General features: G+C 66.5%; 23 protein-coding genes. 4 read left to right on the plus strand and 19 right to left on the minus strand.

Annotated features, from left to right (window positions below):
• The first annotated feature begins 642 nt into the window (after positions 1-642).
• Positions 643-4,734 (plus strand): Pls/PosA family non-ribosomal peptide synthetase, encoded by a 4,092-nt coding sequence (locus tag J2852_RS29770; RefSeq protein ID WP_343206850.1) that lies wholly within the window; start codon positions 643-645, stop codon positions 4,732-4,734.
• Between the two features lie 25 nt (positions 4,735-4,759).
• Here J2852_RS29770 and J2852_RS29775 read toward each other — a convergent pair whose 3' ends face one another.
• The 5 genes from J2852_RS29775 to J2852_RS29795 all read right to left on the minus strand — a co-directional run bounded on the left by J2852_RS29775 (position 4,760) and on the right by J2852_RS29795 (position 9,531).
• Positions 4,760-5,608 carry a glycosyltransferase family 2 protein gene (locus tag J2852_RS29775; RefSeq protein WP_209882688.1) on the minus strand — a complete coding sequence of 283 codons (849 nt, stop codon included), beginning with the start codon at positions 5,606-5,608 and terminating at the stop codon, positions 4,760-4,762.
• On the minus strand, positions 5,605-6,573 hold the full coding sequence (locus J2852_RS29780; protein WP_209882690.1) for a GumC domain-containing protein: 969 nt from the start codon (positions 6,571-6,573) through the stop codon (positions 5,605-5,607). Before J2852_RS29780 ends, J2852_RS29775 begins: the two co-directional genes overlap by 4 nt.
• Positions 6,566-7,768, minus strand: a complete 1,203-nt coding sequence (locus tag J2852_RS29785; protein WP_209882692.1) for a glycosyltransferase family 4 protein — start codon at positions 7,766-7,768, stop codon at positions 6,566-6,568. Before J2852_RS29785 ends, J2852_RS29780 begins: the two co-directional genes overlap by 8 nt.
• Before the next feature lie 67 nt (positions 7,769-7,835).
• Positions 7,836-9,041: a hypothetical protein gene (locus tag J2852_RS29790; protein ID WP_209882694.1), complete on the minus strand. Its 1,206-nt coding sequence runs from the start codon at positions 9,039-9,041 to the stop codon at positions 7,836-7,838.
• Positions 9,042-9,060: 19 nt separating this feature from the next.
• On the minus strand, positions 9,061-9,531 hold the full coding sequence (locus tag J2852_RS29795) for a DUF3299 domain-containing protein (protein ID WP_209882696.1): 471 nt from the start codon (positions 9,529-9,531) through the stop codon (positions 9,061-9,063).
• 273 nt (positions 9,532-9,804) lie between these two features.
• Between J2852_RS29795 and J2852_RS29800 the strand changes: the two genes are divergently transcribed.
• Positions 9,805-10,164, plus strand: a complete 360-nt coding sequence (locus J2852_RS29800) for an ArsR/SmtB family transcription factor (RefSeq protein WP_209882697.1) — start codon at positions 9,805-9,807, stop codon at positions 10,162-10,164.
• A 121-nt stretch (positions 10,165-10,285) separates the two neighbouring features.
• Positions 10,286-11,110 carry an N-formylglutamate deformylase gene (gene hutG, locus J2852_RS29805; protein WP_209882699.1) on the plus strand — a complete coding sequence of 275 codons (825 nt, stop codon included), beginning with the start codon at positions 10,286-10,288 and terminating at the stop codon, positions 11,108-11,110.
• 328 nt (positions 11,111-11,438) lie between these two features.
• On the opposite strand, the gene J2852_RS29810 is transcribed toward hutG, so the two are convergent.
• The 14 genes from J2852_RS29810 to xdhA all read right to left on the minus strand — a co-directional run bounded on the left by J2852_RS29810 (position 11,439) and on the right by xdhA (position 24,380).
• Entirely contained in the window at positions 11,439-11,849 is a 411-nt protein-coding gene (locus tag J2852_RS29810) for a bacteriohemerythrin (RefSeq protein WP_209882701.1), read from the minus strand.
• Positions 11,850-12,072: 223 nt separating this feature from the next.
• Positions 12,073-12,858, minus strand: a complete 786-nt coding sequence (gene fabI, locus J2852_RS29815; protein ID WP_209882703.1) for an enoyl-ACP reductase FabI — start codon at positions 12,856-12,858, stop codon at positions 12,073-12,075.
• 289 nt (positions 12,859-13,147) lie between these two features.
• A complete protein-coding gene (locus J2852_RS29820; RefSeq protein WP_209882705.1) occupies positions 13,148-13,531 on the minus strand; it encodes a YgaP-like transmembrane domain in 384 nt (127 codons plus the stop codon).
• Between the two features lie 28 nt (positions 13,532-13,559).
• Positions 13,560-14,435, minus strand: coding sequence for a PRC-barrel domain-containing protein (locus J2852_RS29825; protein ID WP_209882706.1), 876 nt, complete (start codon positions 14,433-14,435; stop codon positions 13,560-13,562).
• Between the two features lie 73 nt (positions 14,436-14,508).
• Positions 14,509-15,147 carry an urease accessory protein UreG gene (gene ureG / locus J2852_RS29830; RefSeq protein ID WP_425514412.1) on the minus strand — a complete coding sequence of 213 codons (639 nt, stop codon included), beginning with the start codon at positions 15,145-15,147 and terminating at the stop codon, positions 14,509-14,511.
• Positions 15,148-15,158: 11 nt separating this feature from the next.
• Entirely contained in the window at positions 15,159-15,977 is an 819-nt protein-coding gene (locus tag J2852_RS29835; protein WP_246500083.1) for an urease accessory protein UreF, read from the minus strand.
• Positions 15,958-16,443 (minus strand): urease accessory protein UreE, encoded by a 486-nt coding sequence (gene ureE, locus J2852_RS29840; protein ID WP_209882710.1) that lies wholly within the window; start codon positions 16,441-16,443, stop codon positions 15,958-15,960. Before ureE ends, J2852_RS29835 begins: the two co-directional genes overlap by 20 nt.
• Positions 16,440-17,285, minus strand: coding sequence for a glutamate racemase (murI, locus tag J2852_RS29845; RefSeq protein ID WP_209882712.1), 846 nt, complete (start codon positions 17,283-17,285; stop codon positions 16,440-16,442). Before murI ends, ureE begins: the two co-directional genes overlap by 4 nt.
• A 12-nt stretch (positions 17,286-17,297) precedes the next feature.
• Positions 17,298-19,007: an urease subunit alpha gene (ureC, locus tag J2852_RS29850; RefSeq protein ID WP_209882714.1), complete on the minus strand. Its 1,710-nt coding sequence runs from the start codon at positions 19,005-19,007 to the stop codon at positions 17,298-17,300.
• Between the two features lie 22 nt (positions 19,008-19,029).
• Positions 19,030-19,335 (minus strand): urease subunit beta, encoded by a 306-nt coding sequence (locus J2852_RS29855; RefSeq protein ID WP_209882721.1) that lies wholly within the window; start codon positions 19,333-19,335, stop codon positions 19,030-19,032.
• A gap of 9 nt (positions 19,336-19,344) precedes the next feature.
• Positions 19,345-19,647: an urease subunit gamma gene (locus J2852_RS29860; protein WP_209882722.1), complete on the minus strand. Its 303-nt coding sequence runs from the start codon at positions 19,645-19,647 to the stop codon at positions 19,345-19,347.
• Between the two features lie 93 nt (positions 19,648-19,740).
• On the minus strand, positions 19,741-20,583 hold the full coding sequence (locus J2852_RS29865; RefSeq protein WP_343206851.1) for an urease accessory protein UreD: 843 nt from the start codon (positions 20,581-20,583) through the stop codon (positions 19,741-19,743).
• Positions 20,576-22,918, minus strand: coding sequence for a xanthine dehydrogenase molybdopterin binding subunit (gene xdhB / locus J2852_RS29870; RefSeq protein ID WP_209882724.1), 2,343 nt, complete (start codon positions 22,916-22,918; stop codon positions 20,576-20,578). The genes J2852_RS29865 and xdhB overlap by 8 nt, the downstream gene beginning before the upstream one ends.
• Positions 22,911-24,380, minus strand: a complete 1,470-nt coding sequence (gene xdhA, locus J2852_RS29875; RefSeq protein ID WP_209882726.1) for a xanthine dehydrogenase small subunit — start codon at positions 24,378-24,380, stop codon at positions 22,911-22,913. The genes xdhB and xdhA overlap by 8 nt, the downstream gene beginning before the upstream one ends.
• A gap of 173 nt (positions 24,381-24,553) precedes the next feature.
• Between xdhA and J2852_RS29880 the strand changes: the two genes are divergently transcribed.
• Positions 24,554-25,744 carry a hypothetical protein gene (locus J2852_RS29880; protein WP_209882728.1) on the plus strand — a complete coding sequence of 397 codons (1,191 nt, stop codon included), beginning with the start codon at positions 24,554-24,556 and terminating at the stop codon, positions 25,742-25,744.
• The last annotated feature ends 3 nt before the right edge of the window (positions 25,745-25,747 follow it).

Below are 25,747 nucleotides of genomic sequence, written 5' to 3' on the forward strand. Positions count from 1 at the left end.
GCCGCCTGCGCATCCCTTCTCACAACACGGTATCAACTTGTCCAAGAAACCGCAGAACCGAGAACCGGAACCGCAATGCCCAGCACCCAACCCCTCCCGGGGTGGGCCGCCAGGGCCAATTTTTCATCGCTGCCCGACCCGTCGGCGCCTCGCTGGCGGCCACCGCGTCGGGAGGCGCTTTATATGCGGGCTTGTCCGGGGTGCGCAAGCACTTTTTTCGACCCACAGCGATTTTTCGGAGGAGCCGTCTGCGCATACACATGCAGCCGTCAGCCTACCCTATTCGGAGCCGCTGACAGCGCGTGGAGGTGGGCTATAACCGAGTCGGCCATCAGCAACGGCTTAGGCGGCGATTTCTCGTCCAGGCTCTCATGCAGGCAGCCGCCCGTCCGACTTGATATTCAGTGTGAACGTCGAGGTGACGGGGCTGATTCCGCGCCCGCTTTCCCCTTTCAAAGGAGAATACCCCCCTTCTTCCATCGTCATGCGGGCTTGAACTTGGCTCTGGGAAATCATTCGTTAACCAAGACCGCTTAGAACAAAAAAGCGGCAGTGAGCCGTCTTCAGCCGAAGCGCCAGGACCAGCCGAACCCAGGTTCCAGGGGTGCGTACGCTGAATCATCTGATGAAGGCTGACGAAGCGTGACACTGCTTAGCGCGCCGACCTCTCTCCAGGGCCAGCATTCCGTTCCCCTCTTTTCCGATCCGACGCTCCGCCGAACCTCGGCCGGCGTCCTTCAGGGCGCCGTGATCCCGGCGTTGCTGCGGGATGAACTGCTGCCGGAGATTTTCGCGGCGACCGTCGCGCGCACGCCGGAACGCACCGCGATCATGTTCGATGGGCAGCGCCTCAGCTACGCTGAACTGGAAGCGCGTGCCAACCGGACCGCCAACGCCCTGCGCGCGCGGGGCATCGGACCCGGCACCTTCGTCGGGCTGTGGATGACCCGCTCGCTTGACCTGCATGTGGCGCTGCTCGGCATTTTGAAGGCTGGTGCCGCCTATCTGCCGTTCGACGCCGACGCGCCGGCCGACCGCGTGGCGGTCAGCCTCGCCGACTGCGCGGCTCCGGCGATTCTGGTCGATCTGGTGACCGAGTCCAAGGCGACGGACCTCGGCGTTGCGGCGTTGCGGCTGGACGATCTGGTCTCAGAGGACGCGAACGCGCCGGATTTGCGCGCCGACGGCGTCTCGGCGGATGACCCAGCTTATGCCATCTACACCTCGGGTTCGACCGGCAAGCCCAAGGGCATCGCCATCAGCCACCGGAACATCTGCCACTATCTACGCGCAGCCAACACTATTTACGGCCTGACGGCGGAGGATGTGACGTTCCAGGGCGCCTCGGTGGCGTTCGATCTGTCGCTGGAGGAGATTTTCGTTCCCTACCTTGTCGGCGCGTCCCTCTGGGTGGCGAGCCGGCAGGTGCTGGACGAGGCGGACCGCCTCGCCGACGTTCTGAGCGAGGCCGGCATCACCGTGCTGGACACGGTGCCGACACTGCTCGCCATGCTGCCCAAGGACGTGCCGAGCCTGCGCGTCATCATTCTGGGCGGTGAGGCCTGCCCGCCTGCTGTCGCCGCGCGCTGGTGCCGTCCGGGCCGAACCGTCTTCAACAGCTATGGCCCGACCGAGGCGACCGTCGTCGCCACGGTGGCCGAGGTGCGCCCGAACGAGCCGGTGACCATCGGCCGTCCCATCCCGAACTACACCGGCTATGTGGTGGACGAGGACCTGAACCTTGTCGCTCCCGGCGTGCAGGGCGAGTTGCTGATCGGCGGCCCCGGCGTGGCGCGCGGCTATCTCGGCCGGCCGGACCTGACCGAGCAGAAGTTCATCGCCAACCCCTTCTTCATCGATGCGCCCGATCCGGTGCTCTATCGCTCCGGCGATGCGGTCAGTGTGGACGAGCGTGGCAACCTGCTGTTCCACGGCCGCATCGACGATCAGGTGAAGATCCGCGGTTTCCGCCTGGAGTTGGGTGAGATTGAGGCGAAGCTGACGGACATCGATGGCGTCGCCCAGGCAGCCGTGGTCCTGCGCAACGACGATGGGATCGACCGGCTGGTCGCCTTCCTGGTTCCGCAGGCTGGCGCGGCGCTCGACAGGAAGGCGCTGCGAGACACTCTGCGCGCGCAGTTGCCGTCTTACATGGTGCCGTCGCACTTCGAGGTGACGGACGCCCTGCCCCGCCTGACCTCCGGCAAGGCGGACCGCAAGACTCTCCAGGCGGCGACGCTGACCGACGACGGCGGCCCCGGTGAACAGGACGAGCCGCGCACCCCCACCGAAGCCGCCCTGCTTGACGCCGCCAAGCGCGTTTTCCCTGGCCAGACGATCCCGCTGGAGGCCGATTTCTTCATGGATCTAGGCGGGCATTCGCTGCTGGCGGCGCGCTTCGTGTCGGCGGTGCGCGAGACCGCCTCGCTCGCCGGGCTGACGCTGCAGGATGTCTACGGTGCACGCACCCTGCGCGCCATGGCCGAGAAGCTGGACGCCCGCGCCCCGCGCGGCGGTTCGTCGGGCGGCTCCGCCCGCGCCAATCTGTCCTTCACGCCGCCGCCGCTGCTCCGCCGCTTTTTGTGCGGCGCGGCGCAGGCCGCCGCACTGCCCGTCGTTCTGGCGCTGATGACCGCGCAGTGGCTGGGCGTGTTCGTCAGCTACATGCTGCTGTCGGGCGAGGACGCCAGCTTCCTGCAGGAGATGGCGACGCTGCTCGGCGTCTATATGGTGATCAACGTCGCCACGGTGCTCATCGCCATCGCCGCGAAGTGGCTGATCATCGGGCGGACCAAGCCCGGCCGCTACCCGCTGTGGGGCAGCTATTATTACCGCTGGTGGCTGGCGCAGCGCTTCATCAGCCTTGTGCACCTGAAGTGGTTCCAGGGTTCCCCCATCATGCGGGTTCTGCTGCGGGCGCTGGGCACCAGGGTCGGCGACGACGCACTGATCGGCGAGTTCGAGTCCGGGGCCGTGGATCTCGTCTCCATCGGCCGGGGAGCGTCCATCGGCGGCAAGGTGAAGATCGCCAACGCCGAGGTGATCGGCAACGAGCTGGTCATCGGCACGGTGGAGATTGGCGACGACGCCTACATCGGCACCTCCTGCGTGATCGGGCACGGCACCGTGATCGCTGAGGGCACCGAACTGGCCGACCTGACCGCCCTGCCCGCCGGCGCGCGCACCGGTGCCTATGAGCGGTGGGACGGATCGCCGGCGCGGCGCGCCGGGGCGGTGGCGCAGGACGAGCTGCCGCCGCAGTCCGAGGCCGGCCCTCTGCGCCGGGGCGTGCACGCAGCGTTGTACGCGCTGATGCTGCTGGCGCTGCCGCCGATCACGCTGATGCCGATCTTTCCGGCCTTCTACCTGTTCGACAAGATCGAAGGGGCGCTGGGGGAAAGCCTTGGGGTTAGCTACCTCTACTATCTGCCGCTGATCGCGTGGCCGACCGCCATGGCGCTGGTTGCCGCCACCGTGCTGATGATCGCCGCCGTGCGCTGGATCGTCCTGCCGCGCGTGGCGGCCGGCACCTACTCCGTCCACAGCGGTTTCTACCTGCGCAAGTGGCTGGTCGCCCTGTCCACCGAGGTGATGCTGGACACGCTCAGCTCGCTCTACGCCACCGTCTACATGCGGGCGTGGTACCGGCTGATGGGCGCCAAGATCGGCAAGGACGCGGAGATCTCGACCAACCTCGCCGGGCGCTACGACCTCGTGGAGATCGGGGAGAAGTGCTTCATCGCCGACGAGGTGGTGCTGGGCGACGAGGACATCCGGCGCGGCTGGATGATCCTGAAGCCCGTGAAGACCGGGGCGCGCGTGTTCGTCGGCAACGACGCGGTCGTGCCGCCGGGCAGCAGCATCCCCACGGGCTCGCTGATCGGCATCAAGTCGAAGCCGCCGGGCAACTCCGAGATGTCGGCGAACGAGACCTGGTTCGGCAGCCCACCGATCAAGTTGCCGGTTCGCCAAAAGTTCGACGGCGTGGCCTCCAACTGGACCTACGAGCCCAGCCGAGCCCGCCGCCTCGGCCGCGCCGTGTTCGAGGCCTTCAGCCTGTCCATGCCGACGATGCTGTTCATCACCTTCGGCACGCTGGCGGTGGAATTCTTCGCCCCGGCGATCCTGGAAGGGCGCTACGCCAGCTTCCTGTTGCAGTTCCTGGGCGTCAGCGTTGCCATTCCGGTCGCCATGGTGCTGGTGGTCATCCTAACCAAGTGGGCGCTGATGGGCAGATATGCCCCAACCATGAAGCCGATGTGGTCCTGGTGGGCCATGAAGACGGAAGCGGTCGCGGTGCTCTACTGGGGTCTGGCCGGCAAGGTCCTTCTCGACCATCTGCGCGGTACGCCGATGCTGCCTTGGGTGCTGCGACTGTTCGGCACGAAGTTCGGCAAGGGCGTCTTCATGGACACCACCGACATCACGGAGTTCGACTGCGTGAAGGTCGGCGACTATGCGACGGTCAACGCCCTGTCAGCACTGCAGACGCATCTTTACGAGGACCGGCTGATGAAGGTCGGCCGCGTGTCGGTGGGTGACGGCGTCACCATCGGGGCTGGTTCCACGGTGCTGTACGACACGCATGTGGGCGACTACGCCCGCCTCGGCCCGCTGACGCTGGTGATGAAGGGGGAGGAGATTCCCGCCCACAGCGAATGGGCCGGCGCCCCTGCCGAACCAGCCGCGTCGCACGAGCCCGAAGTGAAGGCCGAGCTGAAGGTCGCTGCGTAGCGAAAGGAATTTGGCCCGGCTTCGTTCAACGAGGCCGGGCCACTCCTTTCCTTCTCCGCTCGGCGTCCTTCATTTTGACGCCCACCTGCCAGTAGTAGAAGGCCCGCGCCAGCGCGTGATGCAGGCCCGGACCGCCGTCCAGAAAGCCAAGCCGCAGCACGTAACCGTGCAGGAACACCAGCAGCGGCCGGCCCGGCAGACGGTGAAACAGGCGCTTCAGCCAGCGCCGCGAGCCGGTTTCCCGGCCGATCAGCGCCGCCATGCGGCCATCGCCGCGCAAGGCGGATTCCCAATCCGAATAGCGGTTGTGCCGCTCGAACCAAGCCGAGAGCGGCTTATCATCAGCGTGCTCCAGCGCGTGCCGCAGCCGGCCGACCGTGCCGGCGATGACCGGTTGATAGTGCCCCTCCACCTCCCACATGGCGGTCACGTCCAGGTCGGGGACTTCCGGAAAACGGGCGCGTCGGCGGTCGAACAGGGCCAGCTTGCGGTTGCCGGCGCCGAACCTTAGCCGGCGGCCGAGGAACACCGGGCGCCCGTCGATGAAATAGCCCGCGTGCGCCGGCCCTTCGGCCATCAGCCGCGCGATCTCGTCGACCAGCGCCGGGCCAAGACGCTCGTCGGCATCGACAAACAGGACCCAGTCGTTCGCGAAGGGCAGGGCGTCCAGGCACCATTGTTTCTTCTTCGGGTAGCGGCCGTTCCATTGAAAGGTCACCACGACGGCGCCGAAGGCAGCAGCGATGGCCGGAGTCCCGTCGGCGCTGTCGCTGTCCACCACGAACCGCTCGGCAAATTGGCCAAGCGCCGACAGGCAATGGGGAAGGTTCACCGCCTCGTTGCGGGTCATCACCACCACGGACACCGGGATCATTCCGGGCTCGCCCCTGCCCGCCATGCACCGCGCAACGATAGGAAGACCGCGCCCGCCACCAAGCCGACCAGACCCGACAAGGGCACCACCGCCGCTGGGTTCGGCCAGTCCGGCCGGCGCGCCACGGCCGGCAGCTCGACGGGGTCGGCGGCGAAGGGCAAGTCCACCTCGATCATGATGGCGACCCGCTCCTGCTCCGACAGCAGGTCGGCGAGCGCGCGGCGATGTTCGGCCACGGTGATGCCGGCCAGACGTGCCCGGACGTGGGCGATCTGAGCGGCGCTGCGACGGGCGGCCTCGGTCCGCAGATGCGCATCGGTGGCCGTCGCGATGGCCGACAGCAGACGCAGCGCGAAATCCCGGTCGGCGTGGCGCAGGCTGATCCGTCGCATCGGCCCGGTGCGCACCGTCTCCACCACCAAACGATTGTGCAGAAGGCGCGAGACCCTCTCTGCATCGGGCTCCACCCAATCCTCCCGCCCGACCAGCGCAAGGCACAAGCGCTTCAGCCAAGGCAGCGGGCCGGGGGGAGCACGCCAGCGTCCGGCCTCCGCGTCCCAGCGGTTGGGGAACAGACGGCGGGTCAATTCCGGATCGGCCATCAGCCGCTCCGCCACGGGAATCGAGGTGAGCAGTTCCAGATAGCGGGCAAAATCGGACAGAGTTTCGTCCCCGGCGCCGGGCTCCGCCACGCCCAGCGCCGTCTCGCGCCCGACCAACACCGGCACGCGGGCCCCCATGGCGGCGGCACCGGTGCGCGCGGTCGGGCCGACCACCATGCTGGCCGTGTGTTCCGGTGGCACGATCCAAAGGGCGGCAATCGATAGCAGAAGCCCGCCGATGAAACACCCCAGCAGCACCGCCCAGCCGTCGCGCAGGCCGCGCGCAAGACTCCGCAGCAGCTTTCCCGCCTGCTCCGCCGAGGGATCCTTCGGCACCAGCAGCCCCAGCGCGCCGTCAGGCATGGGGCAGCCCACGCTTTGGAACCCGGACCAGCGAAGCCGGCTTGCGCACCGCCTCGGCCAGGGCTGCGAAGCGCCGGGCGGCGATGTCCGCGTTCCATCCCGCCGTGACGGCGAGCGCTCGCCGCCCCTCCTCCGCGCACCGGGCGGAATTGCGGGCATAGTTACGGATCGCGGCGGCAATCTCCGCCCCATCCAGCGGGTCGAGCGCCAGCCCGCACCCGTCCACCAGCGCCGCCGCTTCGCTCCCCGCCGGGCCGAGGAACAGGCAGGGGCGACCGGCGGCGAGCGCGCCCGCGACTTTGCTGGGAACCAGCAAGCCTTCGGCGCGCGGCTCCATGGTGGCAAGGTGCAGATCGGCCGCCGACAGGCTTTCGGCCAGCCGTTCGGGCGGCTGAAACGGCAGAAAGCGGACGTTGCGCAGACCCCGCTCCTTCACCGCGTCCGCCACGGCCCTATGCCCACGTCCATCCCCGATCAGCAGAAAGACGATGTCCGGATCCGTGCGCCCCAGCGTCTCGGCCGCGTCCAGGACGCCGGCCATAGGGTGGGCCAGCCCCAGATTGCCTGAATAGGTCACCGTGAAGCGGTCGCCGAGGCCATGCTCGACCCGGAATGGATTGGACGCGCGTTCCACCGGGTGTATGCGCGAATCCGGCCAGTTCGGCAGCACGGCCAATCGCTCCGGAGGAACGCCAATGGCCGTGATCCGCCGGGCCATGCAGCGGCCGATGGCGACGACGGCGTCGTGGCGGCGCAACGCCTTCTCCGTGGCATACTCCACCATCCGCATCAACGGCCCCGGCAGCCGTGCGCCGACAACCGGCAGCAGCGCCGGATACAGGTCATGGCTCCAGTGGATCGAGGCCGCCCCGTACCGCGCAGCGAGCAGCGGGCCGGCGACCGCCAACAGCGGCGGATCGGTCATGGTCACCACCACGTCGTGCCGGGGCAGCCTCAGCGCGCGGCCGATCAGCCGGCACAGCGCGTACAGATAATTGCGCACCGGCGGCACGCCCTGCCCCGCCAGAGTTCCACCCGTCCGAATGACGGTCACGCCGGGCGGCGCTTCGCTCGGGCCGGTCCCGTCGGCGACCACGGTGACGCGCCATCCCGCGGCGGCCAACCGTCCGGACAAATCGGCGGCACAACGCCCGGTCGCCCCGCGATCCGGAGGAAACACACGATTTACGAGCATTATGGAGGGAAATTCCGACAACACAGGGAACCGCTCGATTGCGCACACGCATAAGTATGCACAACGCTCAAATGCGAGACAACGCGTTCCTGCGCTCCGCCGCCAGAACCATCAGGGTCAGGATCAGGCCGGTGTCGAGATACTTGAAACTGGTGTGCAGGCCCAGCGCCATGACCAGCGGCGGCAGCACCGCCCAGCCAAGCGGCGGCTCATCGCGCAGCACCGTCAACGCCCTGGGCACCAACCCGCCGAGATAGGCGTCCAGCGCCAGAAGCCCCAGCGCCCCGGTCTTGGCCAGCGCGTAGGTCGCCAGCGTGTGGGTGTAAGACACGCGCCAGCCCCCAACCGCCGGATTGGGCAGCAGGGCGCCCCATCCATCGCCGAACAAGAAAGACCAAGGCGAGGCCGACACGTGGTCGAGCACCATGGCCGCCTCCTCCCACCGGGTGTTTGCGCCGGCCAGCCGGTTCTTCTCGGCCACCAGCCCCAGAGCGCCCAGCAGCGTGTCGGAAAAGCCAGCCGCAAAGACCACCGCGACCGCGACGAGCAGGGCAACGGTCAAGGGCGCGCGCCGTCCCCACCACAGCGCCACCACGACAAAGGCCATCACGGCAAGGCCGAGCGCCATCCGGTGCACCGCCCCGGCCAGCGCGGCAAGGCACAGAACACCCGCGCCGACACAGACCATCCCCGCGACAAGACGCGGGACACCGCCCCTCGACACCAACCCGACACCCGTCAACGGCAAGGCGATGGCGGCGAACAGCACGGACGGGGCGTTCAGGAAATAGTCGGTGCCATCGGCCATGGCGCGCGCGCCGACCGCTCCGAATCCCCATTCGGCCTGCTGCCACCAGCGCCCTGCGAAGAACAGTCCGGCCAGCATCAGCGCCCAGGCCAACACGCGCGTCGCCGGCTCCGCGACCGACCGCAGCACAGGCACCAGAAGGACCGGCAGGAACAGGTACAGCAGCGGGATCACGTCGCGCAGCATGTCCCCGGCGCCCCATCCCACCCACGCTCCGCGCAGCAGGGGAACCCACAACAGCCAGGACAGCGCCAGGATCGCCGGAACCTCCCACGCGGCAACGCCCGGTGTGCGCAATGCATGCCCGGTGGCGACGAACAGCGGCCGCCGCACGCCGACCGCGAGCAGCAGCAGGGAACCGATGACGGCCTCCACCACGCGGATCCCGGGAGGGGCGGGAGCGCTCAACAGGCCATACAGCGCCAGAGCCAGGAACAGTCCTCGAACCCGCCACGCTTCGGCCACACCGCCCCCGACGATTCGCTCAGGCGTAGCGCAGTTCCGCCCGGTCCAGGCGGTAGAACAGGCCTTCCAGCGGATGCAGGCGAAGAGTGCCGGTCAGGATCACCGGTTCGCGGGATTCGCGCATCGGGATCTGGCTGCGGACGTACAGCATGGTCGCCGGGTTCGGCGACTGACAGGCCGGACAGGCAACGGGGTTGGCGGCCAGGATGAAGTGGCTATGGGAGGCCGCGTCGCTCAGCGGCACCATGAAGCCGCGCACCGTCACGGTCTGGCCGTCCAGCGCCTTGACGCGGGTGGGAAACTGCGGATCGGCGGCGGGTCCGGTGATCCGCACCTGCACCAGATCGCGCCACAGCGCCGTCGATTCGTCGAGTGGCAGGTGAAACGGTCCCACTGGATGCGTGGGCTCCGTCCCCCCCGTCGCCCAAACCGCCCAACCGGCCACCGGAGCCAGCGCGAGAGGCAAAAGCATCTGTCGGCGCGTGGTCATGGCAGTCCTCCCCCCATCAATCCTTGTGCGTCCTTGCGCACGGATGCGGCCGTTCGGCAGACCGACATGCTGTCTGACAAAAGTGTTCCCCACGGCAACGCTCAGGTCAACCGGTCCGTTGTCGCATAGACCGAACGGATGTCCCAACCGCCTCGGGGGCTTTTCGCCCACTCATTCTATTTACCGGCCCCTATTTGCTGGGACGCCCTATAGGCCAATGGCGTGGCGTGACCTATAGTTCTCGTCTCCGCCAACACCGGGACCGACCACCGAATGACCACCAGCGCGAACAAAGGGCCATCCTCGAAGGACAAGCCCGCGCACCTGCGCCTGTCGGAAGACCAGACCACCGAGTTGGCCGACATGTTCCGCCTGATGAGCGACCCCAGCCGGCTGCGAATCATCCTGGCCTGCCTGGAAACGCCGACGTCCGTGGGCGACATGGCGACGGCGCTGGGCCTGTCGCCCTCGCTGGTCAGCCATCACCTGCGCCTGCTGCGCGCGGGTCGGCTGATCCAGGCGGAGCGGCGCGGCAACCGCGTGTTCTACCTGATCACCGACGAACACATCCGGCGCGTGCTGTCCGACATGGTCGATCACGTCGCCGAAAGCGAGGGGGATCTGGATGCCTGAATCCTCCCTTTGGATGAGGCACCTATTGAAAACGTAATAGCGTTTGACGCTGGGAGTCGGACATACCATAGTCCTCCATGTTGCGGTGCACCTGAACCGCCGCCGCTTCGAGGGTCGTGGCATGGAGACGTTCCGCTTTCAGCCGGGTGAAACCCCCGTGCTGCTCAGCATCCCCCACGTCGGCACCACCGTGCCGCCGGACATTGCGGCCACCATGACCGACGCTGCGCTGGCCGTTCCGGACACCGACTGGCACCTCGACCGCCTCTACCATTTCGCCCCAGCGCTCGGCATTGGTTTTCTGAAGGCCACCTGTTCGCGCTACGTGGTCGATCTGAACCGCGATCCGGCGGGCAGCGTGCTTTATCCAGGTGCGAACAACACCGAACTTTGCCCGCTCACAACCTTCGACAACCAGCCGATCTACCAGCCCGGCCGGGAGCCGGATGCGGCGGAGGTCGAGCGGCGTGTCGGCGCCTATTGGCGCCCCTATCATGAACAGCTGGACAGCGAACTGCGGAACCTGAAGGAACGATTCGGTGTCGCCGTTCTGTTCGATGCCCACTCCATCCGCTCCCAGGTTCCGCGCTTCTTCGACGGGCGACTGCCCGACTTCAATCTGGGCTCAGCGGACGGCGTCACGGCTGCACAACCGCTGGTCGGCCGCCTGATGAATGTGCTGACGGCGCGGGAGCGCTATTCCGCCGTGCTGAACGGACGCTTCAAGGGCGGTTTCATCACCCGCAACTATGGCCGGCCGGAAGACAACATCCACGCCATCCAGCTGGAAATGTGCCAGTCCACCTACATGGAAGAGAGTTCTCCCTTCCGCTACCGCGAGGTCTTGGCCGGCGAGGTCCGCCCCTCCCTGGAGCGGCTGATGAGCGCCATCGTCGAGTGGGCGTGGGAAAAGGCGTCCGGCCGTCGCCGGGCCACATACCTGTAGCGATCAAGGCCTTTCTCTTTTTGGGAAAAAGCCACGCCTCGTCGCTTGCCGCACTCCAAGGAGTGGAAACCTTCCCTCTTCCATCATGCCCGTGCTTGAGCCACGGCTGCCCGGCAAGGCTTTTGCTCATCCTCCTGTGAATGTCTGTCTGTGAACGCGCGCGTCTTCTGATCGTCATGCCTGATCAAGTCCGGGCATGACCGAAATGGAAGGGTTTCAGGGTTCGCGCACACTGCGTGCCTGTGCTCACGGGGCGGCTTCGGAGACAGCCAAAACCTTGCCGGATACCCCGTCGGTCAAAGCCCCGGCCATGACAAACAATGACAGCTCACACCCACACGCCGCGCACGTAAGGCGTCAGTTGGGTGTCTTGCATGATGATGTGATTCACCAGCCAGTTGGCTGTGAAGGTGTAGATACGCTCGGCGTTCTGGTGGCTGGGGTCCCGTGAGAAATGGCCGGACAGTTCGCCGATCATGCGCACCGCCTCGTGATGCTGGCGAACATGGTCGTCGAACTTCGGATAGCGCACCAGTTGCATGATCTTCTCTTCGCGGCTGAAGTGTTCCTGCGTGTACTCCAGCAGCTTCATAAGGATCTTGGCAACGCGCGCCGGCAGAAAGACGCGCGCGTTCAGGGCGACGTCCAAATCGTTCAGGTATTCGATCAGGTGCTTGTGATCCTCGTCGATAGACGGCTGACCGACGCTCAGTTGCCGCCTCCAGGCGATGGCGCTCATGCCCCCTCCGGCCCCCACTCATCTCCAAGGTTCGCTCGGCTCGTGAGCGATGCGAACCGGATTATGGGAGGCTTTCGGCAAAAGACGAACACACCTGAATGTCCCACGGCAATTTGCCGCACCTTTTCCGTGCAAACAGCGGAAAGGACGGAAACTTGCCGTTCCCGCCCTTCTCAACCCGAATATTCGGGGCGGACCGCAGTCCGCCCCCGCAGTGGTTCGATCAACCGACGATCGAGTAGCCGCAGTCGACGTAGGTGGTGACGCCGGTGATGCCCTTGGCGCCATCGGTGGCGAGGAAGGCGGTCGTGTAGCCGACCTCCTCGATGGTCACCAGACGCTGCTCCGGCGCGCGGTCGGCGGCCTTGGCCATCAGCTCGTCGAAGTGGGCGATGCCCGACGCCGCGCGGGTCTTGATCGGACCCGGCGAAATGGCGTGCACGCGGATGCCCTTCGGGCCGAGTTCGGCGGCGAGGTAGCGCACGCTGCTCTCCAGCGCGGCCTTCACCGGCCCCATGACGCCGTAGTTGTCGATCACGCGGTTGGCGCCGAAGTAGGACATGGTGAACAGCGAACCGCCGTCCTTCATCAGCGGCTCGGCATAGCGGGCCATGCGGATGAAGGAGTGGCAGGACACGTCCATGGCCATCTGGAAGCCCTCGCGCGAGCAGTCCACGACGCGGCCGTGCAGGTCGTCCTTCGGCGCGAAGGCGATGGAGTGCAGCGCGAAGTCCAGCTTGCCCCACTTCTGCTCAATCTTCTCGAAGATGGCCTTCATCTGGCCTTCACCGGTGACGTCCACCGGTTCGAAGATCTCGGCTTCGAGCTGCTTGGCCAGCGGCTCGACGTGCGGCTTGGCCTTTTCGTTCAGGTAGCTGACCGCGAGATCCGCGCCCAGCGCGCGGAAGGCGCGGGCGCAGCCCCACGCGATCGACTGGTCATTGGCGATGCCGAGGACGAGGCCCTTCTTGCCTTCAAGCGTGGCGGCGGCAGGAATGATCGTGGTCATGGCTGACTTTCCTGGGTTGCGGAATGCCCGGTTGCGGATCGGGTGGTGGAAAACGGCTAGATTGTGCGCCGCAGCATAGTGCAGTCGAACGGCATAGGCAACTTGTTAAAGTCGCAATAAAAGCGTCATGCTATCCTTGTTTTTCTGCAACCCGATGGTCATACGCTCAACACGGGAGGCGACAAAGGGTCACGCCACCACTTATTCGCCACATCGTATTTTCTGGCCGCACAATGAAACAGGCTCTCCCCTGGTGGGAAGAGCCTGCCTTGTGTGTTTTGGCGTGGAATCAGGTCACGCCGGGCGTGAAGGACGGCGGGTCGCTGGCCGGGAAGGATTCCTTCGAGGCTTCATCGACTACCTCCTCGTCGCAGGCGGACGAGTAGATGTCGCCGGGATGGCGGGAGAAGCGGTCGCGCCCCTCGTCCACGTCCTGCGCCGGGATGGCGCGGCGGTCGTGGCCGCTCCAGTCCTCCATCATGCCTTTGATCGGGCAATAGCCGGTCAGCCCGCGCGCCACCAGCGCGCCGCCGGCCAGCGCCATGGCCGCCCCGGCCACGGTCGGACGGCGCATGCCCAGCACCGCCAGGACGCCGCCGCCGACCAGCGACGCCAGCCGCTCGGTGTGGCCAACATTGATCATCCGCTCGAAATCATGGTCTGCGATCGCCATTGATCCCTCCTCGGACCTTTCCGGTGTCCTATTGATTCGGCGTGGGCGGGGTAGAGCCGCCCTGGCCGGGAGCGGCCGGCGCTCCGCCGCTCGTTCCGGCGCTGGGCTCGTTGGGCTGCCCCGGTTTCTGCGCGGTCGTGTCGGCCAGCGTGCGCGCCTGCGACAGTTCGCGGTTCAGGCGGTCCACCTCCTGCGACAGCCGCTGAACCTCCTGCTGGAGCGGCTGGGAGCCCGCCCCGCCCCCCGCCGGCAACCCGGCCGCGGCCAGCGCTGCCGAATCGCGCATCCAGTAAGGCTGGACTCCGTAATAGGTGTGCAGCGCCATCGCCCATTGCCGGTCCGACATGTCCGGCCGGTTGGAGCGGGTGAACTGCGGCGCGGCGGTCAGCCGATCCTTCGGAACGTTGAGAATGAAGCCCTGGTTATCGGGGGCTTGCTGAATGACCGCCCAGGGGACCGGAAAGTTCCGCTCCCCGATGCCAAGAAAGCCTCCCAGTTCGACCACCGCGTAGGCGATGCGGCCGGTGCTGGGATCGACGACCAGTTCGTCGATGGAGCCCATCTCCTCGCCCGAAGGGCTGTGGAGCTTCAGGTCATCCAGATCGTCGGCGGCGACCACGCGCGGCCGTTCGACCGAGCGCACCAGCGCGTCGGCCTCGGCCAGGATGGCCTGACACGCCTGCGCGTTGCCGCCCTGCCCGACCCGCTCAGCGGTCTGGCGCAGGGCGCGCAGCTGAGCAATTTCCTGCGGGCTCGCGGTGGTGGGGGTCTGGGCGCCGGCCGCCTCGAACGCGGCGATGCGCTGGCCGAGGCGATCGACGCCCTCGGAACAGGCTTCGGCCAGCGCAGGCAACGGCCCGAACGCCCCCACGAGAATGGTGGCGCTGAGGAGCAGGCGTCTCATCGTCGGTCTCTCCGGCTCGGGTCATGCGTTCCCGAAAGAACAGCACGGCCAAGCCGGAGGTTCCGTGCGTCCCTCAACCGGGAAGAGGCAATCCACCCCGCTGCACGATGAAGCTCTGCACCGCGTCCACCCCGTCGCCGGTCTTGATGTTGGTGAAGACGAAGGGCCGGTCGCCTCGCATCTTGCGGGCGTCGCGGTCCATCACCTCCAGACTGGCGCCGACCAACGGGGCGAGGTCGGTCTTGTTGATGACGAGAAGGTCAGACCGCGTGATGCCCGGACCGCCCTTGCGCGGAATTTTGTCGCCGGCCGATACGTCGATGACGTAGATGGTGATGTCCGCCAGTTCCGGAGAGAAGGTCGCCGCCAGATTGTCGCCGCCCGATTCGATGAAGACCAGGTCGAGATCCGGGAATTTCCGGTTCATCTCATCGACGGCGGCAAGGTTGATCGAGGCATCCTCGCGGATTGCCGTGTGCGGGCAGCCGCCGGTCTCCACGCCCATGATCCGCTCGGGCTTCAGCGCGCCGGAGCGGGTGAGGAATTCGGCATCCTCCTTGGTGTAGATGTCGTTGGTGATCGCCGCGACTTCCCAACTGTCACGCATGCGCTTGCACAAGGCGTCGGTCAGGGCGGTCTTGCCCGACCCGACCGGGCCGCCGATGCCCACGCGCAGGGGACCGCCATGGCTCTTGGAAATCGGGCCAGACATCATTTCTGGGCTCATGAGCGGAACAGCCTCGTGTATTGAGTTTCGTGGATCATGGAGGTCCAGTCGACGGCCATGGCGCGGCTGCCGAGGTCATCGAGGGGGGCGGCCAGCGCGGCCCCCGCCGCATGGTGCACCACGGAATCGAGCGCGGCCAGAGCCTTTTGCCCATCGGTCTGCCCCAGCGGCACCAGCCGCACCCCTGCTGAGACGAGGTTCGCCGCGAAGGCGTGCAGATAGGCAGTGAGCGCCGGCCCTTCCGGCACCCGGATCAGCGCGGAAACGAGCGCCACCGCCACGGCGTAGGCAACCGGCCGGCCGGTTTCCGCGATGACCGCGTCCCAGCGCTCCAGCCCGTCGAGCGGCCACGCGGTCCGGATGGCCAGCAGGAAGGCTTGGCCCTGGGCGCGACTTTCCAGCGCGGTCTCGGAGGATGCGCGCATCGCGTCGGCGCGCTCCACGGCCCAGGCGAAGGCGGCTGCGTCGTTGCTCAAGACGGCGCGGTGCGCGGCGGCGAACAGCATGCCGTCCGTGCGCCCGGCGCCATGGCGCAGAATGCCGTCCAGCCAGCGGGTGAGCGTTTCACGGTCCCGGACCAGCCCCTGCTCCACCGCCGCCTCGATGCCGTGACTGTAGGAAAAGCCGCCAACCGGGAAGGACGGGGACAGCCACGCGAGCAGTTTGGTGAGATGGGTGGTCGAGACGGGCCCCCACCCTAACCCTCCCCCGCTGGGCAGGGGAGGGAACTCCGCCGCCTGCCCTTCAAAGCCCTCCCCTGCGAAGCGGGGGAGGGTTGGGTGGGGGCAATCGCCCTCATTCATGCGAGTGCCCATGCGAATGACCATGCCCATGCCCAGAATAGGCCCCGCCCTCCGGCGAGAAGGGCGCATGGATCGGCTCCACGGTGGCGCCCAACCCGCGCAGCATGTCCTCGATCACATGATCACGCCGCAGCCGGATCGTCTCGCCGACGATCTGCACAGGCAGGTGCCGGTTGCCCAGATGCCACGCGATGCGGGCGAACCTCTCCGCGCCTTCGCCGCAGCGCACCTCGATCAGATCCTCATCGGCCGCGACGACGCGCAGGAACGAGCCGTCGCCCAGTTCCAGCCCGTCGCCATCGTCGAGCGCCACCGCGCGCGGCAGGTCGAGCAGGAAATCGTTGCCCGCGTCGTCGGCCATCACCATGCGTCGCCGGTGGCGGTCATCAAAGGCGAGCGTGACGGAGCCGCTCGCGCGCTCCATCGGCCAATGGCCGCGGGCGTGGACTCGGGCGGCGCGGCGGAGAGGTTCGGTCATTGGTGTAGCCGTTCGAAAGCTGTGGGCCGGCCGAAGAAACGCCCGGCGAGCACGCCGACCGGTTCCGCCGCTCCCGTGGTGAAGAATCGCGGAGCCGCGCCCCCGCCGCGCGGGGCGTATTCGGGGTGCCGCTCCAGGTAGTTGTCCAGCGATTTGGCGACCAGCGACGGCTGGCACAGCACCTCCACGCCCGCCGGCAGGGCATCGGCGAACAGACGCGCGACCAGGGGATAGTGCGTGCAGCCGAGGACCACGGCGTCGGGCGTCTCGCCGCCCAGTTGTTCAAGAAGGCAGGCGACGTAGCCCCGGACCACCGGCGCGATCACCGCGTCCGGTGCGCCCTGCTCGATCAGGGGCACGAGGTCCGGGCAGGCCTGCTGCACCACCCGCACGTCGGGCGCGCGCTTGCCGATCTCGCGCGGGAAAGAGCCGGAGGCCACCGTGGCCGGCGTGGCGAAGACGCCGACCGTGCGCGGCTCCGGCAGCCAGTCGGCCGAAGGGCCTTCCTGCATCCAGGGCACGCGGGTGATGGCCTCGACCATCGGCACCAGCACGCCCAGCACGTTGCGGCCGGGATGGGCGTGCGGCAGCCACGTCCGCTGCATCCGCCGCAGCGCCACCGCCGCCGCCGTGTTGCAGGCCAGCACGACCAGCCGGCAATCCTGCGCGAACAGCCGTTCCACCCCCTGCACCGTCAGGCGGTAGATGTCCTCCTCGCTGCGGGGGCCGTAGGGGGCGGCCGCGTGGTCGCCCAGATAGACGAAGGGCCGGTCGGGGGCCGCTTCCACCAGTGCGCGCAGCACCGTCAGCCCGCCGTGTCCGGAATCGAAAACGCCGATCACCGAATAAGAACCTCAGAACAGGAAATACCGTTGCGCCATGGGCAGCACGTCGGCCGGCTCGCAGGTCAGGAGTTGCCCGTCGGCGCGCACCTCGTAGGTTTCCGGATCGACCTCGATGTGGGGTGTGGAATCGTTGTGAATCATCTGCTTCTTGCCGATCGCGCGCACGCCCTTCACCGCGATCAGCTCGCGCTGGAGGCCGAGGGTGCGGGCGTAGTCGCGCTCCAGCCCCGCCTGGCTGAGGAAGGTCACCGAACTGGCCTGGAGCGAGCGCCCGTAGGCGCCGAACATCGGGCGGTAGTGCACCGGCTGCGGCGTGGGGATGGAGGCGTTGGGGTCGCCCATCAGGGCCGCCGCGATGGTGCCGCACTTCAGCACCATGTCGGGCTTCACGCCGAAGAAGGCCGGCGACCAGACCACCAGATCGGCCAGCTTGCCGACCTCCACCGAACCAACCGCGTGGGCGATGCCGTGCGAGAGCGCCGGGTTGATCGTGTATTTGGCGACGTAGCGCTTGACGCGGAAATTGTCGTTCTCGCCGCGCTCCTCCGGCAGACGGCCGCGCTGCACCTTCATCTTGTGGGCGGTCTGCCAGGTGCGGATGATGACCTCGCCGACCCGGCCCATGGCCTGACTGTCCGAACTCAGCATCGAGAAGACGCCGAGGTCGTGCAGGATGTCCTCCGCCGCGATGGTCTCGCGCCGGATGCGGCTTTCGGCGAAGGCCACGTCCTCCGGGATGCGCGGGGACAGGTGGTGGCAGACCATGAGCATGTCCAAATGCTCGTCCACCGTGTTCACCGTGAAGGGCCGTGTCGGGTTGGTGGAGGACGGCAGGACATTCGGCAGCCCCGCCACCTTGATGATGTCCGGCGCGTGCCCGCCGCCCGCCCCTTCGGTGTGGAAGGCGTGGATGTTGCGGCCCTTGAAGGCGGCGATGGTGTTCTCCACGAAGCCCGACTCGTTCAGCGTGTCGGTGTGGATCGCCACCTGGATGTCCATCTCGTCGGCCACCGTCAGGCAGGTGTCGATGGCGGCCGGCGTGGTGCCCCAATCCTCGTGCAGCTTCAGGCCGCAGACGCCGGCGGCGATCTGCTCGACCAGCGCATCGGGACGGCTGGCGTTGCCCTTGCCGAAGAAGCCCAGGTTGATCGGCAGCCCCTCGGCGGCCTGGAGCATGCGGGCGATGTGCCACGGCCCCGGCGTGCAGGTGGTGGCCGACGTGCCCGCCGCCGGCCCGGTGCCGCCGCCGAGCATGGTGGTGACGCCGGAATAGAGCGCCTCGTCCACCTGCTGCGGGCAGATGAAGTGGATGTGCGCGTCGATGCCGCCGGCGGTGACGATCTTGCCCTCACCCGCGATGACCTCCGTCCCCGGACCGACGACGATGGTCACGCCCGGCTGAACGTCGGGGTTGCCGGCCTTGCCGATGGCGGCGATGCGCCCGTCGGTGATGCCGATGTCGGCCTTGACGATGCCCCAGTGGTCGATGATCAGCGCGTTGGTGATGACCGTGTCCACAGCCCCGCTCTGGCGGGAGACCTGGGCCTGTCCCATACCGTCGCGGATCACCTTGCCGCCGCCGAACTTCACCTCCTCGCCGTAGACGGTGTGGTCCTGTTCGACCTCCACGATCAGGTCGGTGTCGGCCAGCCGGACCCGGTCGCCGACGGTCGGGCCGTAAAGGGCCGCGTATTCGGCCCGGTCGATGCGATGCGCCATGCCCCTGCCCTCCATCAGGCCCTTACAGGGCGCCGTTGACCTTGTTGTTGAAGCCGATGACCACGCGATTGCCGCCATAAGCGACCAGCCGCACATGGCGGGTCTGCCCCGGTTCGAAACGCACCGCCGTGCCGGCGGGGATGTCCAGGCGGAAGCCGCGCGCCCTGTCGCGGTCGAAGGTCAGCGCCTCGTTGGTTTCAAAGAAATGGTAGTGGGAGCCGACCTGGATCGGGCGGTCGCCGGCGTTGGCGATGTCCAGCTCCACCGTATCGCGGCCGGCGTTCAGCTCGATCTCGCCGCTCGCGGGAAGAATTTCACCGGGTTTCATGGAGCCCCCTTAGCGAATCGGCTGGTGAACGGTGACGAGCTTCGTGCCGTCCGGGAAGGTGGCCTCGACTTGGATCTCGTGGATCATCTCGGCCACGCCGTCCATCACCTGATCGCGGGTAATGACCGTGGCGCCGTCGCGCATGAGTTCTGCCACCGTGCGTCCGTCGCGCGCGCCCTCAACCACGAAATCGGTGATGAGCGCCACCGCCTCGGGGTGGTTCAGCTTCACGCCACGCTCCAGCCGGCGGCGCGCCACGACGGCGGCCATGGCGACGAGAAGCTTGTCCTTCTCGCGCGGTGTCAGGTTCATGGGGCTGTCTCTCCGCCTTGCCCTTATGTTGAATGGATTATGCCACGTTGCTGCGGTGCGCCAATGCTTCTTCGATGGAATGCATCGTGGCCTTTACACCTCCCACAACCTCGGCAGGCGTTTCGGCAATCCGGCCACCGCCGACCGCAAATGCGACCAGAGCGATGCATAGGCCCAGCGAACGGCCAGCGCCTCGCCACCCAGGATGCGCACGACAAGCAGCCCCTCGAACGCCGACGCGCCGACGCGCACGCCGCCCAGCGACTCCGCCGCGTCGCGCACCCCCTCAAGATAGCCACCCGCGTCCGGCGCTGCGTGCAGCAGCGTGGCGCAGGCACCGGCCCCACCAAAGCAAGCGGGGTGCGACAGGCTTTCCGCGATGTCCGCGTCCAGATGCAGCGCGTCGGCCCAGGCCAATCGCCCGTCGCGCACCACCTCCCACGCGTCGCGGATCAGGCCATGACTGACCGTCTCGCCGAAGGCCGCGCGGCCGAAGACCAGCATTTCCCCGGCGATCAGGCACGCGTCGCCCTCCAGCTCCAGCCGGGTCACGCGGCGCAGGCGGGAGCCCTCGAAGACGATGGCCTCCTGCGGCATCCATTCCAGCCAGCCGCCGGCCTCGACGCTCACGTGCGTGTCGATGCGGCAGTCCGGGCCGGCGGAGCGGTAGACCTTCTCGGCCGCTTGCGTGGTCACCAGGGCCGACGCTCCCGGGCCGGCGGAAAGCGCGATGTCCAGCCGGTCGCCGCCGACCATGCCGCCGGAAGTCGTCACCAGCACGGCCACCGGCAGATCCCCGGCCCTGGGGTCGGGCAGCAGCACGCGCAGCGGGTCGTGGTGGTACAGCGTGGCAAGCCGCGTCGCGCCGTGCCGGTGCTCGAAACGGACGGTCGCGGCACCATGCACGGCGACCTTCTTCACGTCAGCGTCAGCCACCGGCGGCCATCCGCGCCTTGATGTCCTCGACCGCCAGCAGCACGCGCTCCGGCGTGGCGGGGGCGTCGAGGTGGACGGGGTACTTGTGCCCGCCGACCGCCGCCACCGCGTCCTTCAGCGCCAGCCACGCCGAGATCCCCAGCATCAGGGGCGGCTCGCCAATGGCCTTGGAACGGAACACCGTGTCCTCCCGGTTCGGACGGGCGGTGTAGAGGGTCACGCGGAAATCCTCCGGAATGGTGCGCGAGGTTGGGATCTTGTAGGTGCTCGGCGCGTGGGTGCGCAAGCGCCCCTGCCCGTCCCACCACAGCTCCTCGCAGGTCACCCAGCCCAGGCCCTGGACGAAGGCACCCTCCACCTGCCCCAGGTCGATGGCCGGGTTGATGGTGCCGGAACAGTCGTGCAGCACGTCGGCGCGCGGAAAGCGGTATTCGCCGGTCAGCGTGTCGATCAGCGCCTCGGTCACCGCCACGCCGCAGGAGAAGTAGAAGAACGGCCGCCCCTCGCACTTCTCGCGGTCCCACCAGATTCTCGGCGTGGCGTAATGGCCGGTCGAGGACAGGGAGACGCGGTTCAGGTAGGCGAGCTTGGCCACCTCCGGGAAGGTCATGGCGTGGTTGCCGGCGAAGACCGCGTTGTCGCGGAACTCCACCTTGTCCGGCGTGGTGTGGCAGTGCTCGGCCAGGAAATCGGCCAGCCGCCCCTTGATCGTCCGCACCGCCAGCCGCACCGCCTGCCCGTTCAGGTCCGTTCCGGCGGAGGCCGCCGTGGGCGGGGCGTTCGGAACCTTGTCGGTGGCGCTGGCCGTGACCTTCACCCGGTCCACGTCGATCTGGAATTCCTGGGCGGCGATCTGGGCCATCTTGGTGTGGATGCCCTGCCCCATCTCCGTGCCGCCGTGGTTCACCTGCACCGATCCGTCGGTGTAGACGTGCACCAGCGCCGCCGCTTGATTCAGGTGCTTCACGGTGAAGGAGATGCCGAACTTCACCGGCGTCACGGCGAGGCCCTTCTTCAGCACCGTGTTCCTGGCGTTGAAGGCGTCGATCTCCGTCCGGCGGTTGCGGTAGTCGCTGTCCCGCTCGATCTGGTCCAGCAGTTCGGCGAGGATGTCCGGCTCCTCCACCGGCATGCCGTAAGGGGTTACGTCCCGTCCCGGCCCGCCGTAGAGGTTGGCGCGGCGCACGTCCAGCGGATCCTTGCCCAGACTGCGGGCGATCTCGTCGACGACCTCCTCGACGGCGATGACGCCCTGCGGGCCGCCGAAGCCGCGAAAGGCGGTGTTGGAGACCGTGTGCGTCTTGCAGCGGTGGCCGGTGATCCGCGCGGCGGGCAGGTAGTAGGCGTTGTCGGCGTGGAACATGGCGCGGTCCACGACGCCGTTGGACAGGTCCAGCGACATGCCGCAGCGGCCGGCCAAGTCCATTTCCATACCCTGGATGCGCCCGTCCTCGTCAAAGCCGACGTCGTAGCGCACATGGAAATCGTGGCGCTTGCCGGTCATCAGCATGTCGTCGTCGCGGTCCATGCGGAACTTGACCGGGCGCCGGGTGGCGTTCGCCAGCAGCGCGGCGATGCAGGCGATCTGCGCCGGCTGGCTCTCCTTGCCGCCGAAGCCGCCGCCCATGCGCCGGCATTCCACCGCGATCCCATGCATCGGCCGGCCGAGCACCTTGGCGACGGCGTGCTGCACCTCCGCCGGGTGCTGGGTGGAGGAATGGACGAGCAGGTCGCCGTCCTCCTTCGGGATCGCGTAGGCGATGTGGCTTTCCAGATAGAAATGGTCCTGCCCGCCGACCTCCAGCGTGCCGCTCAGCCGGCGGGGCGCCGAGGCTACCGCCTGCGCCGCGTCGCCGCGCTGGAAGGTCAGACTGGGGGACACGAAGGACTCCGCCTCCATGGCCTCCTGCGCAGTCAGGACGGCGGGCAGATCCTCGTAAAAGACCTCGACCATCCGGGCCGCCGCACGGGCCTGCGACAGGGTTTCGGCGGCCACCGCGACGACGGCCTGTCCGGCGTATTCGACCACATCCGGGGCCAGCACCGGGTCGCCCGGCAGGATCGGGCCTATGTCGCCGTCGCCCGGCACGTCGTCGAAGGTCAGCACCGCGTGCACGCCGGGCGCCTGTTTGGCCTTCGCCAGGTCCATGCCCAGAATGCGTGCGTGCGCCCTGTCCGACAGCCGCACCGCGACGTGCAGCGTGCCGGGCAGTTCCGGGATGTCGTCGGTGTAGGTGGCGGCGCCGGTGACGTGCTTGCGGGCACTCTCATGCTCGATGCCGAGATGCACGCCGCCGCTGATGGGCTTGATCCCAGGGGCACTTCCGTCAGCCATGGGCGGCCTCCAGCGAGGGCGCCTCGGCCCCGGTGGTGTGGAGATAAAAGCGCATCAGCAGATTCTTCGCGACCAGAGCGCGGTAGCGGTCGCTCGCCCGCATGTCGGTGATCGGCTGGAAATCCTGATCGAGGACGGGCATCGCCGCCGCGACCGCCTCCGCCGTCCAGGGCTGCCCCACCAGTGCCGCCTCCAGCGCCTTCGCGCGGGCCGGAATCGCGGCGACACCGCCATAGCCGGTGCGCAGCTCCGCCACCTTGCCCCCCTCGTCCAGGGTCAGCAGAAAGGCGGCGCAGACGGCGGAGATGTCCTGGTCACGCCGCTTCGACACTTTCCAGGTGGCGAAGCGCTGGCCGTCCTTCGGGATCGGGATGAGGACGCGCTCGACGAGCTCGCCGGGCTTCAGGTCGCTCTTGCGGTAGCCGTGATAGAAGCGGTCCAGCGGCACCTCCCGCCGCGTCCCGCCATGGTTCAGCGCCAGCGAGGCGCCGAGCGCCAGAAGCGCCGGCATGCTGTCCCCGATGGGCGAGCCGTTGGCGACGTTGCCGCCCAGCGTGCCGGAGTTGCGCACCTGCGCCGCCCCGATACGGCTGACCAATTCGGCCAATTCCGGGATGCGCCGCTGCAGCACGGGTAGCAGTTCCGTGTAGGTCACCGCCGCGCCGACCTCCAGGCGCCCGATCTCCAACTGGCCATCGCTCTCCTCGATCCGGTGCAGCTCCGCGACCTCGGCCAGGTGGATGAGGGTCGGCAACCGACGCCCCTGTTTGGTCACCCACAGCCCGACGTCCGTCGCCCCGGCGACCAGTGTGGCGTCCGAATGCTCCGCCGCGAGCTTCGCCAATTCATCGACGGTCCTCGGAGCGTAAAAGGCCTTTCCGGCACCGCTGACGCTGACCGTCCCTTCCCGCCGCACCGATTCCAGCAGCGCGACGATGCCCGCCTCGGCGCGGTCGAAGCGGTCCTCATTCCCCTCGGCGGTCATGGCACGGGCGGCATCCAAGATCGGGCGGTAGCCGGTGCAACGGCACAGGTTCCCCGCCAAGGCGTCGTGGATCGCGTCGTCGTCCGGGTTGCGGTCGTTGTGATAAAGCGCGAACAGCGCCATCGCGAAGCCCGGCGTGCAGAAGCCGCATTGCGAGCCGTGCTTCACCACCATGGCCTTCTGCACCGGATGAAGCTCGCCGTCCTCCGACGCCAAGTCCTCCACGGTCAGCAGCAGCTTCCCGTCGATCATCGGCAGGAACAGGATGCAGGCATTCACCGCCCTGTACCGGATTTTGCCATTGGGCGTCAGGTCGCCCAGCACAACGGTGCAGGCGCCGCAGTCGCCCTCGGCGCAGCCTTCCTTTGTGCCGGGGCGGCCATGGGCGCGCAGCCATTGCAGCACGGTGGTGGTCGGATCGGCGTCGCGCACCTCCACCACCCGTCCGCCGAGCACGAAACGCACGGAGCCCGTCATGTCCGGCCTTTCAATCGCCGTTTCCCCGACTGCTTATGTAAGAACTATTGACCTGATGCCAAGCAGCCCACTCCAACGACACACCAGCGACAATTTGCTCCATCACGGTGTCGATCAATCATCAAGCATCTTCTCACGCTGAGTTTCTCCATAAACATATGAGAATTTGCAAAATGTCCGTTTTGGTTGAAGACCCGCCGGTCAAGGAACGTGAAATCGACACCACCGACCCAACTCGACATAGCAACAAAATTAGAGAGACACAACAAGCAGAACAGGATAACTCCGATTTCAGAACAGAAGCGTTTGCAAAGGAGAATAACGAGTCATTTTGGATCGAAAAAGCAGCATTATCGATAAAATCGGCTAAGAGAAATTCTATACTCTCTATTATCATCTCTCTATCGATAGTTTTTGTCGCCCTATTCGTGCAAACACAAAGAAGCGCCATCAGCGTTCTATCGCCCATTCAATACGAATCAGTTGATCCAATTAGTACAATGCGGCGTTCCCTTGAGAAGCTTGATGGATTTTCCGCCGGATTGACGCAGATGAACTCCTACATCGATAACTCTGACGCTTTTATTGCAAGAGCTGAAAAAATATACTCCGAAGTCGAAAAGAGCGGAAAGGCTGTTTCTCCCGAATTTTTCAAAAAACTCACAGAAGTTAATTTTGCATATGAAGTTAGGGGCGGAGGGCGATCCACATCCCAATTTATGGGCATGGGTGGGTGCAACATACAACCAGCCAATGACGGACTCACCAACTATACATGCTCTATATACATAACAAATGTCCAAATAAATACGATTAATAAAGAAATTTCCTTTACCAACGAATCAATTGAAATGGTCCGCTTTAAGGCGGCACGAACCCTTACCAGCGATTCATCCCAAATGGAAATCGAAAAACTCAAGGAATTAGAGAAGCTTGGCCCCGAAAAGTCTATGGAACTCCTAAGGATGATTATCGATAAAACAAAAGATAATGCGCGACTCCTATCTCAAAACAAACCTGTTTCCGCAGAAATACTGTCATCACTGAGAGAAGACGTTCTTGTCCAAATAAAGCACTTCAATATCATCATACTCATGCGCGGGGCTTTACCAATATCCCTTCTATTCCTGATAGCAGCAAGCTGCGTTGCGATCATTGTCAAGCAAATACAACACCTGAATAAGGTTGGAGAGGTTGAAATAGCCTTTCTCTACGCACAATCGAGCACATCAAGCAAAGTTTCCGCTTACAAAGAAATTGCATCTGGATTTTCCAACCGCCAAACAAAAGAGGAATCAGACCACACATCATTTGAAGCTGCCACGCAACTTATAAAATCAATTGCGGACGCCGTCAAAAAATAGAAG

The organism is Azospirillum soli, from assembly GCF_017876165.1.
Classification (GTDB): Bacteria; Pseudomonadota; Alphaproteobacteria; order Azospirillales; family Azospirillaceae; genus Azospirillum; species Azospirillum soli.

What these genes read in the sequence shown, in the direction of transcription:
- hutG (WP_209882699.1), top strand. Translation starts at nt 10,286, where the DNA reads ATGGAGACGTTCCGCTTTCAGCCGGGTGAAACCCCCGTGCTGCTCAGC.
- fabI (WP_209882703.1), bottom strand. Translation starts at nt 12,858, where the DNA reads ATGACCACGATCATTCCTGCCGCCGCCACGCTTGAAGGCAAGAAGGGC.
- J2852_RS29880 (WP_209882728.1), top strand. Translation starts at nt 24,554, where the DNA reads ATGTCCGTTTTGGTTGAAGACCCGCCGGTCAAGGAACGTGAAATCGAC.
- J2852_RS29785 (WP_209882692.1), bottom strand. Translation starts at nt 7,768, where the DNA reads ATGCTCGTAAATCGTGTGTTTCCTCCGGATCGCGGGGCGACCGGGCGT.
- J2852_RS29855 (WP_209882721.1), bottom strand. Translation starts at nt 19,335, where the DNA reads ATGAAACCCGGTGAAATTCTTCCCGCGAGCGGCGAGATCGAGCTGAAC.
- J2852_RS29795 (WP_209882696.1), bottom strand. Translation starts at nt 9,531, where the DNA reads ATGACCACGCGCCGACAGATGCTTTTGCCTCTCGCGCTGGCTCCGGTG.
- J2852_RS29820 (WP_209882705.1), bottom strand. Translation starts at nt 13,531, where the DNA reads ATGGCGATCGCAGACCATGATTTCGAGCGGATGATCAATGTTGGCCAC.
- ureG (WP_425514412.1), bottom strand. Translation starts at nt 15,147, where the DNA reads ATGTCTGGCCCGATTTCCAAGAGCCATGGCGGTCCCCTGCGCGTGGGC.
- J2852_RS29780 (WP_209882690.1), bottom strand. Translation starts at nt 6,573, where the DNA reads ATGCCTGACGGCGCGCTGGGGCTGCTGGTGCCGAAGGATCCCTCGGCG.
- J2852_RS29800 (WP_209882697.1), top strand. Translation starts at nt 9,805, where the DNA reads ATGACCACCAGCGCGAACAAAGGGCCATCCTCGAAGGACAAGCCCGCG.
- J2852_RS29825 (WP_209882706.1), bottom strand. Translation starts at nt 14,435, where the DNA reads ATGAGACGCCTGCTCCTCAGCGCCACCATTCTCGTGGGGGCGTTCGGG.
- J2852_RS29860 (WP_209882722.1), bottom strand. Translation starts at nt 19,647, where the DNA reads ATGAACCTGACACCGCGCGAGAAGGACAAGCTTCTCGTCGCCATGGCC.
- J2852_RS29775 (WP_209882688.1), bottom strand. Translation starts at nt 5,608, where the DNA reads ATGATCCCGGTGTCCGTGGTGGTGATGACCCGCAACGAGGCGGTGAAC.
- J2852_RS29810 (WP_209882701.1), bottom strand. Translation starts at nt 11,849, where the DNA reads ATGAGCGCCATCGCCTGGAGGCGGCAACTGAGCGTCGGTCAGCCGTCT.
- xdhA (WP_209882726.1), bottom strand. Translation starts at nt 24,380, where the DNA reads ATGACGGGCTCCGTGCGTTTCGTGCTCGGCGGACGGGTGGTGGAGGTG.
- ureC (WP_209882714.1), bottom strand. Translation starts at nt 19,007, where the DNA reads ATGGCGCATCGCATCGACCGGGCCGAATACGCGGCCCTTTACGGCCCG.
- J2852_RS29835 (WP_246500083.1), bottom strand. Translation starts at nt 15,977, where the DNA reads ATGGGCACTCGCATGAATGAGGGCGATTGCCCCCACCCAACCCTCCCC.
- xdhB (WP_209882724.1), bottom strand. Translation starts at nt 22,918, where the DNA reads ATGGCTGACGGAAGTGCCCCTGGGATCAAGCCCATCAGCGGCGGCGTG.
- ureE (WP_209882710.1), bottom strand. Translation starts at nt 16,443, where the DNA reads ATGACCGAACCTCTCCGCCGCGCCGCCCGAGTCCACGCCCGCGGCCAT.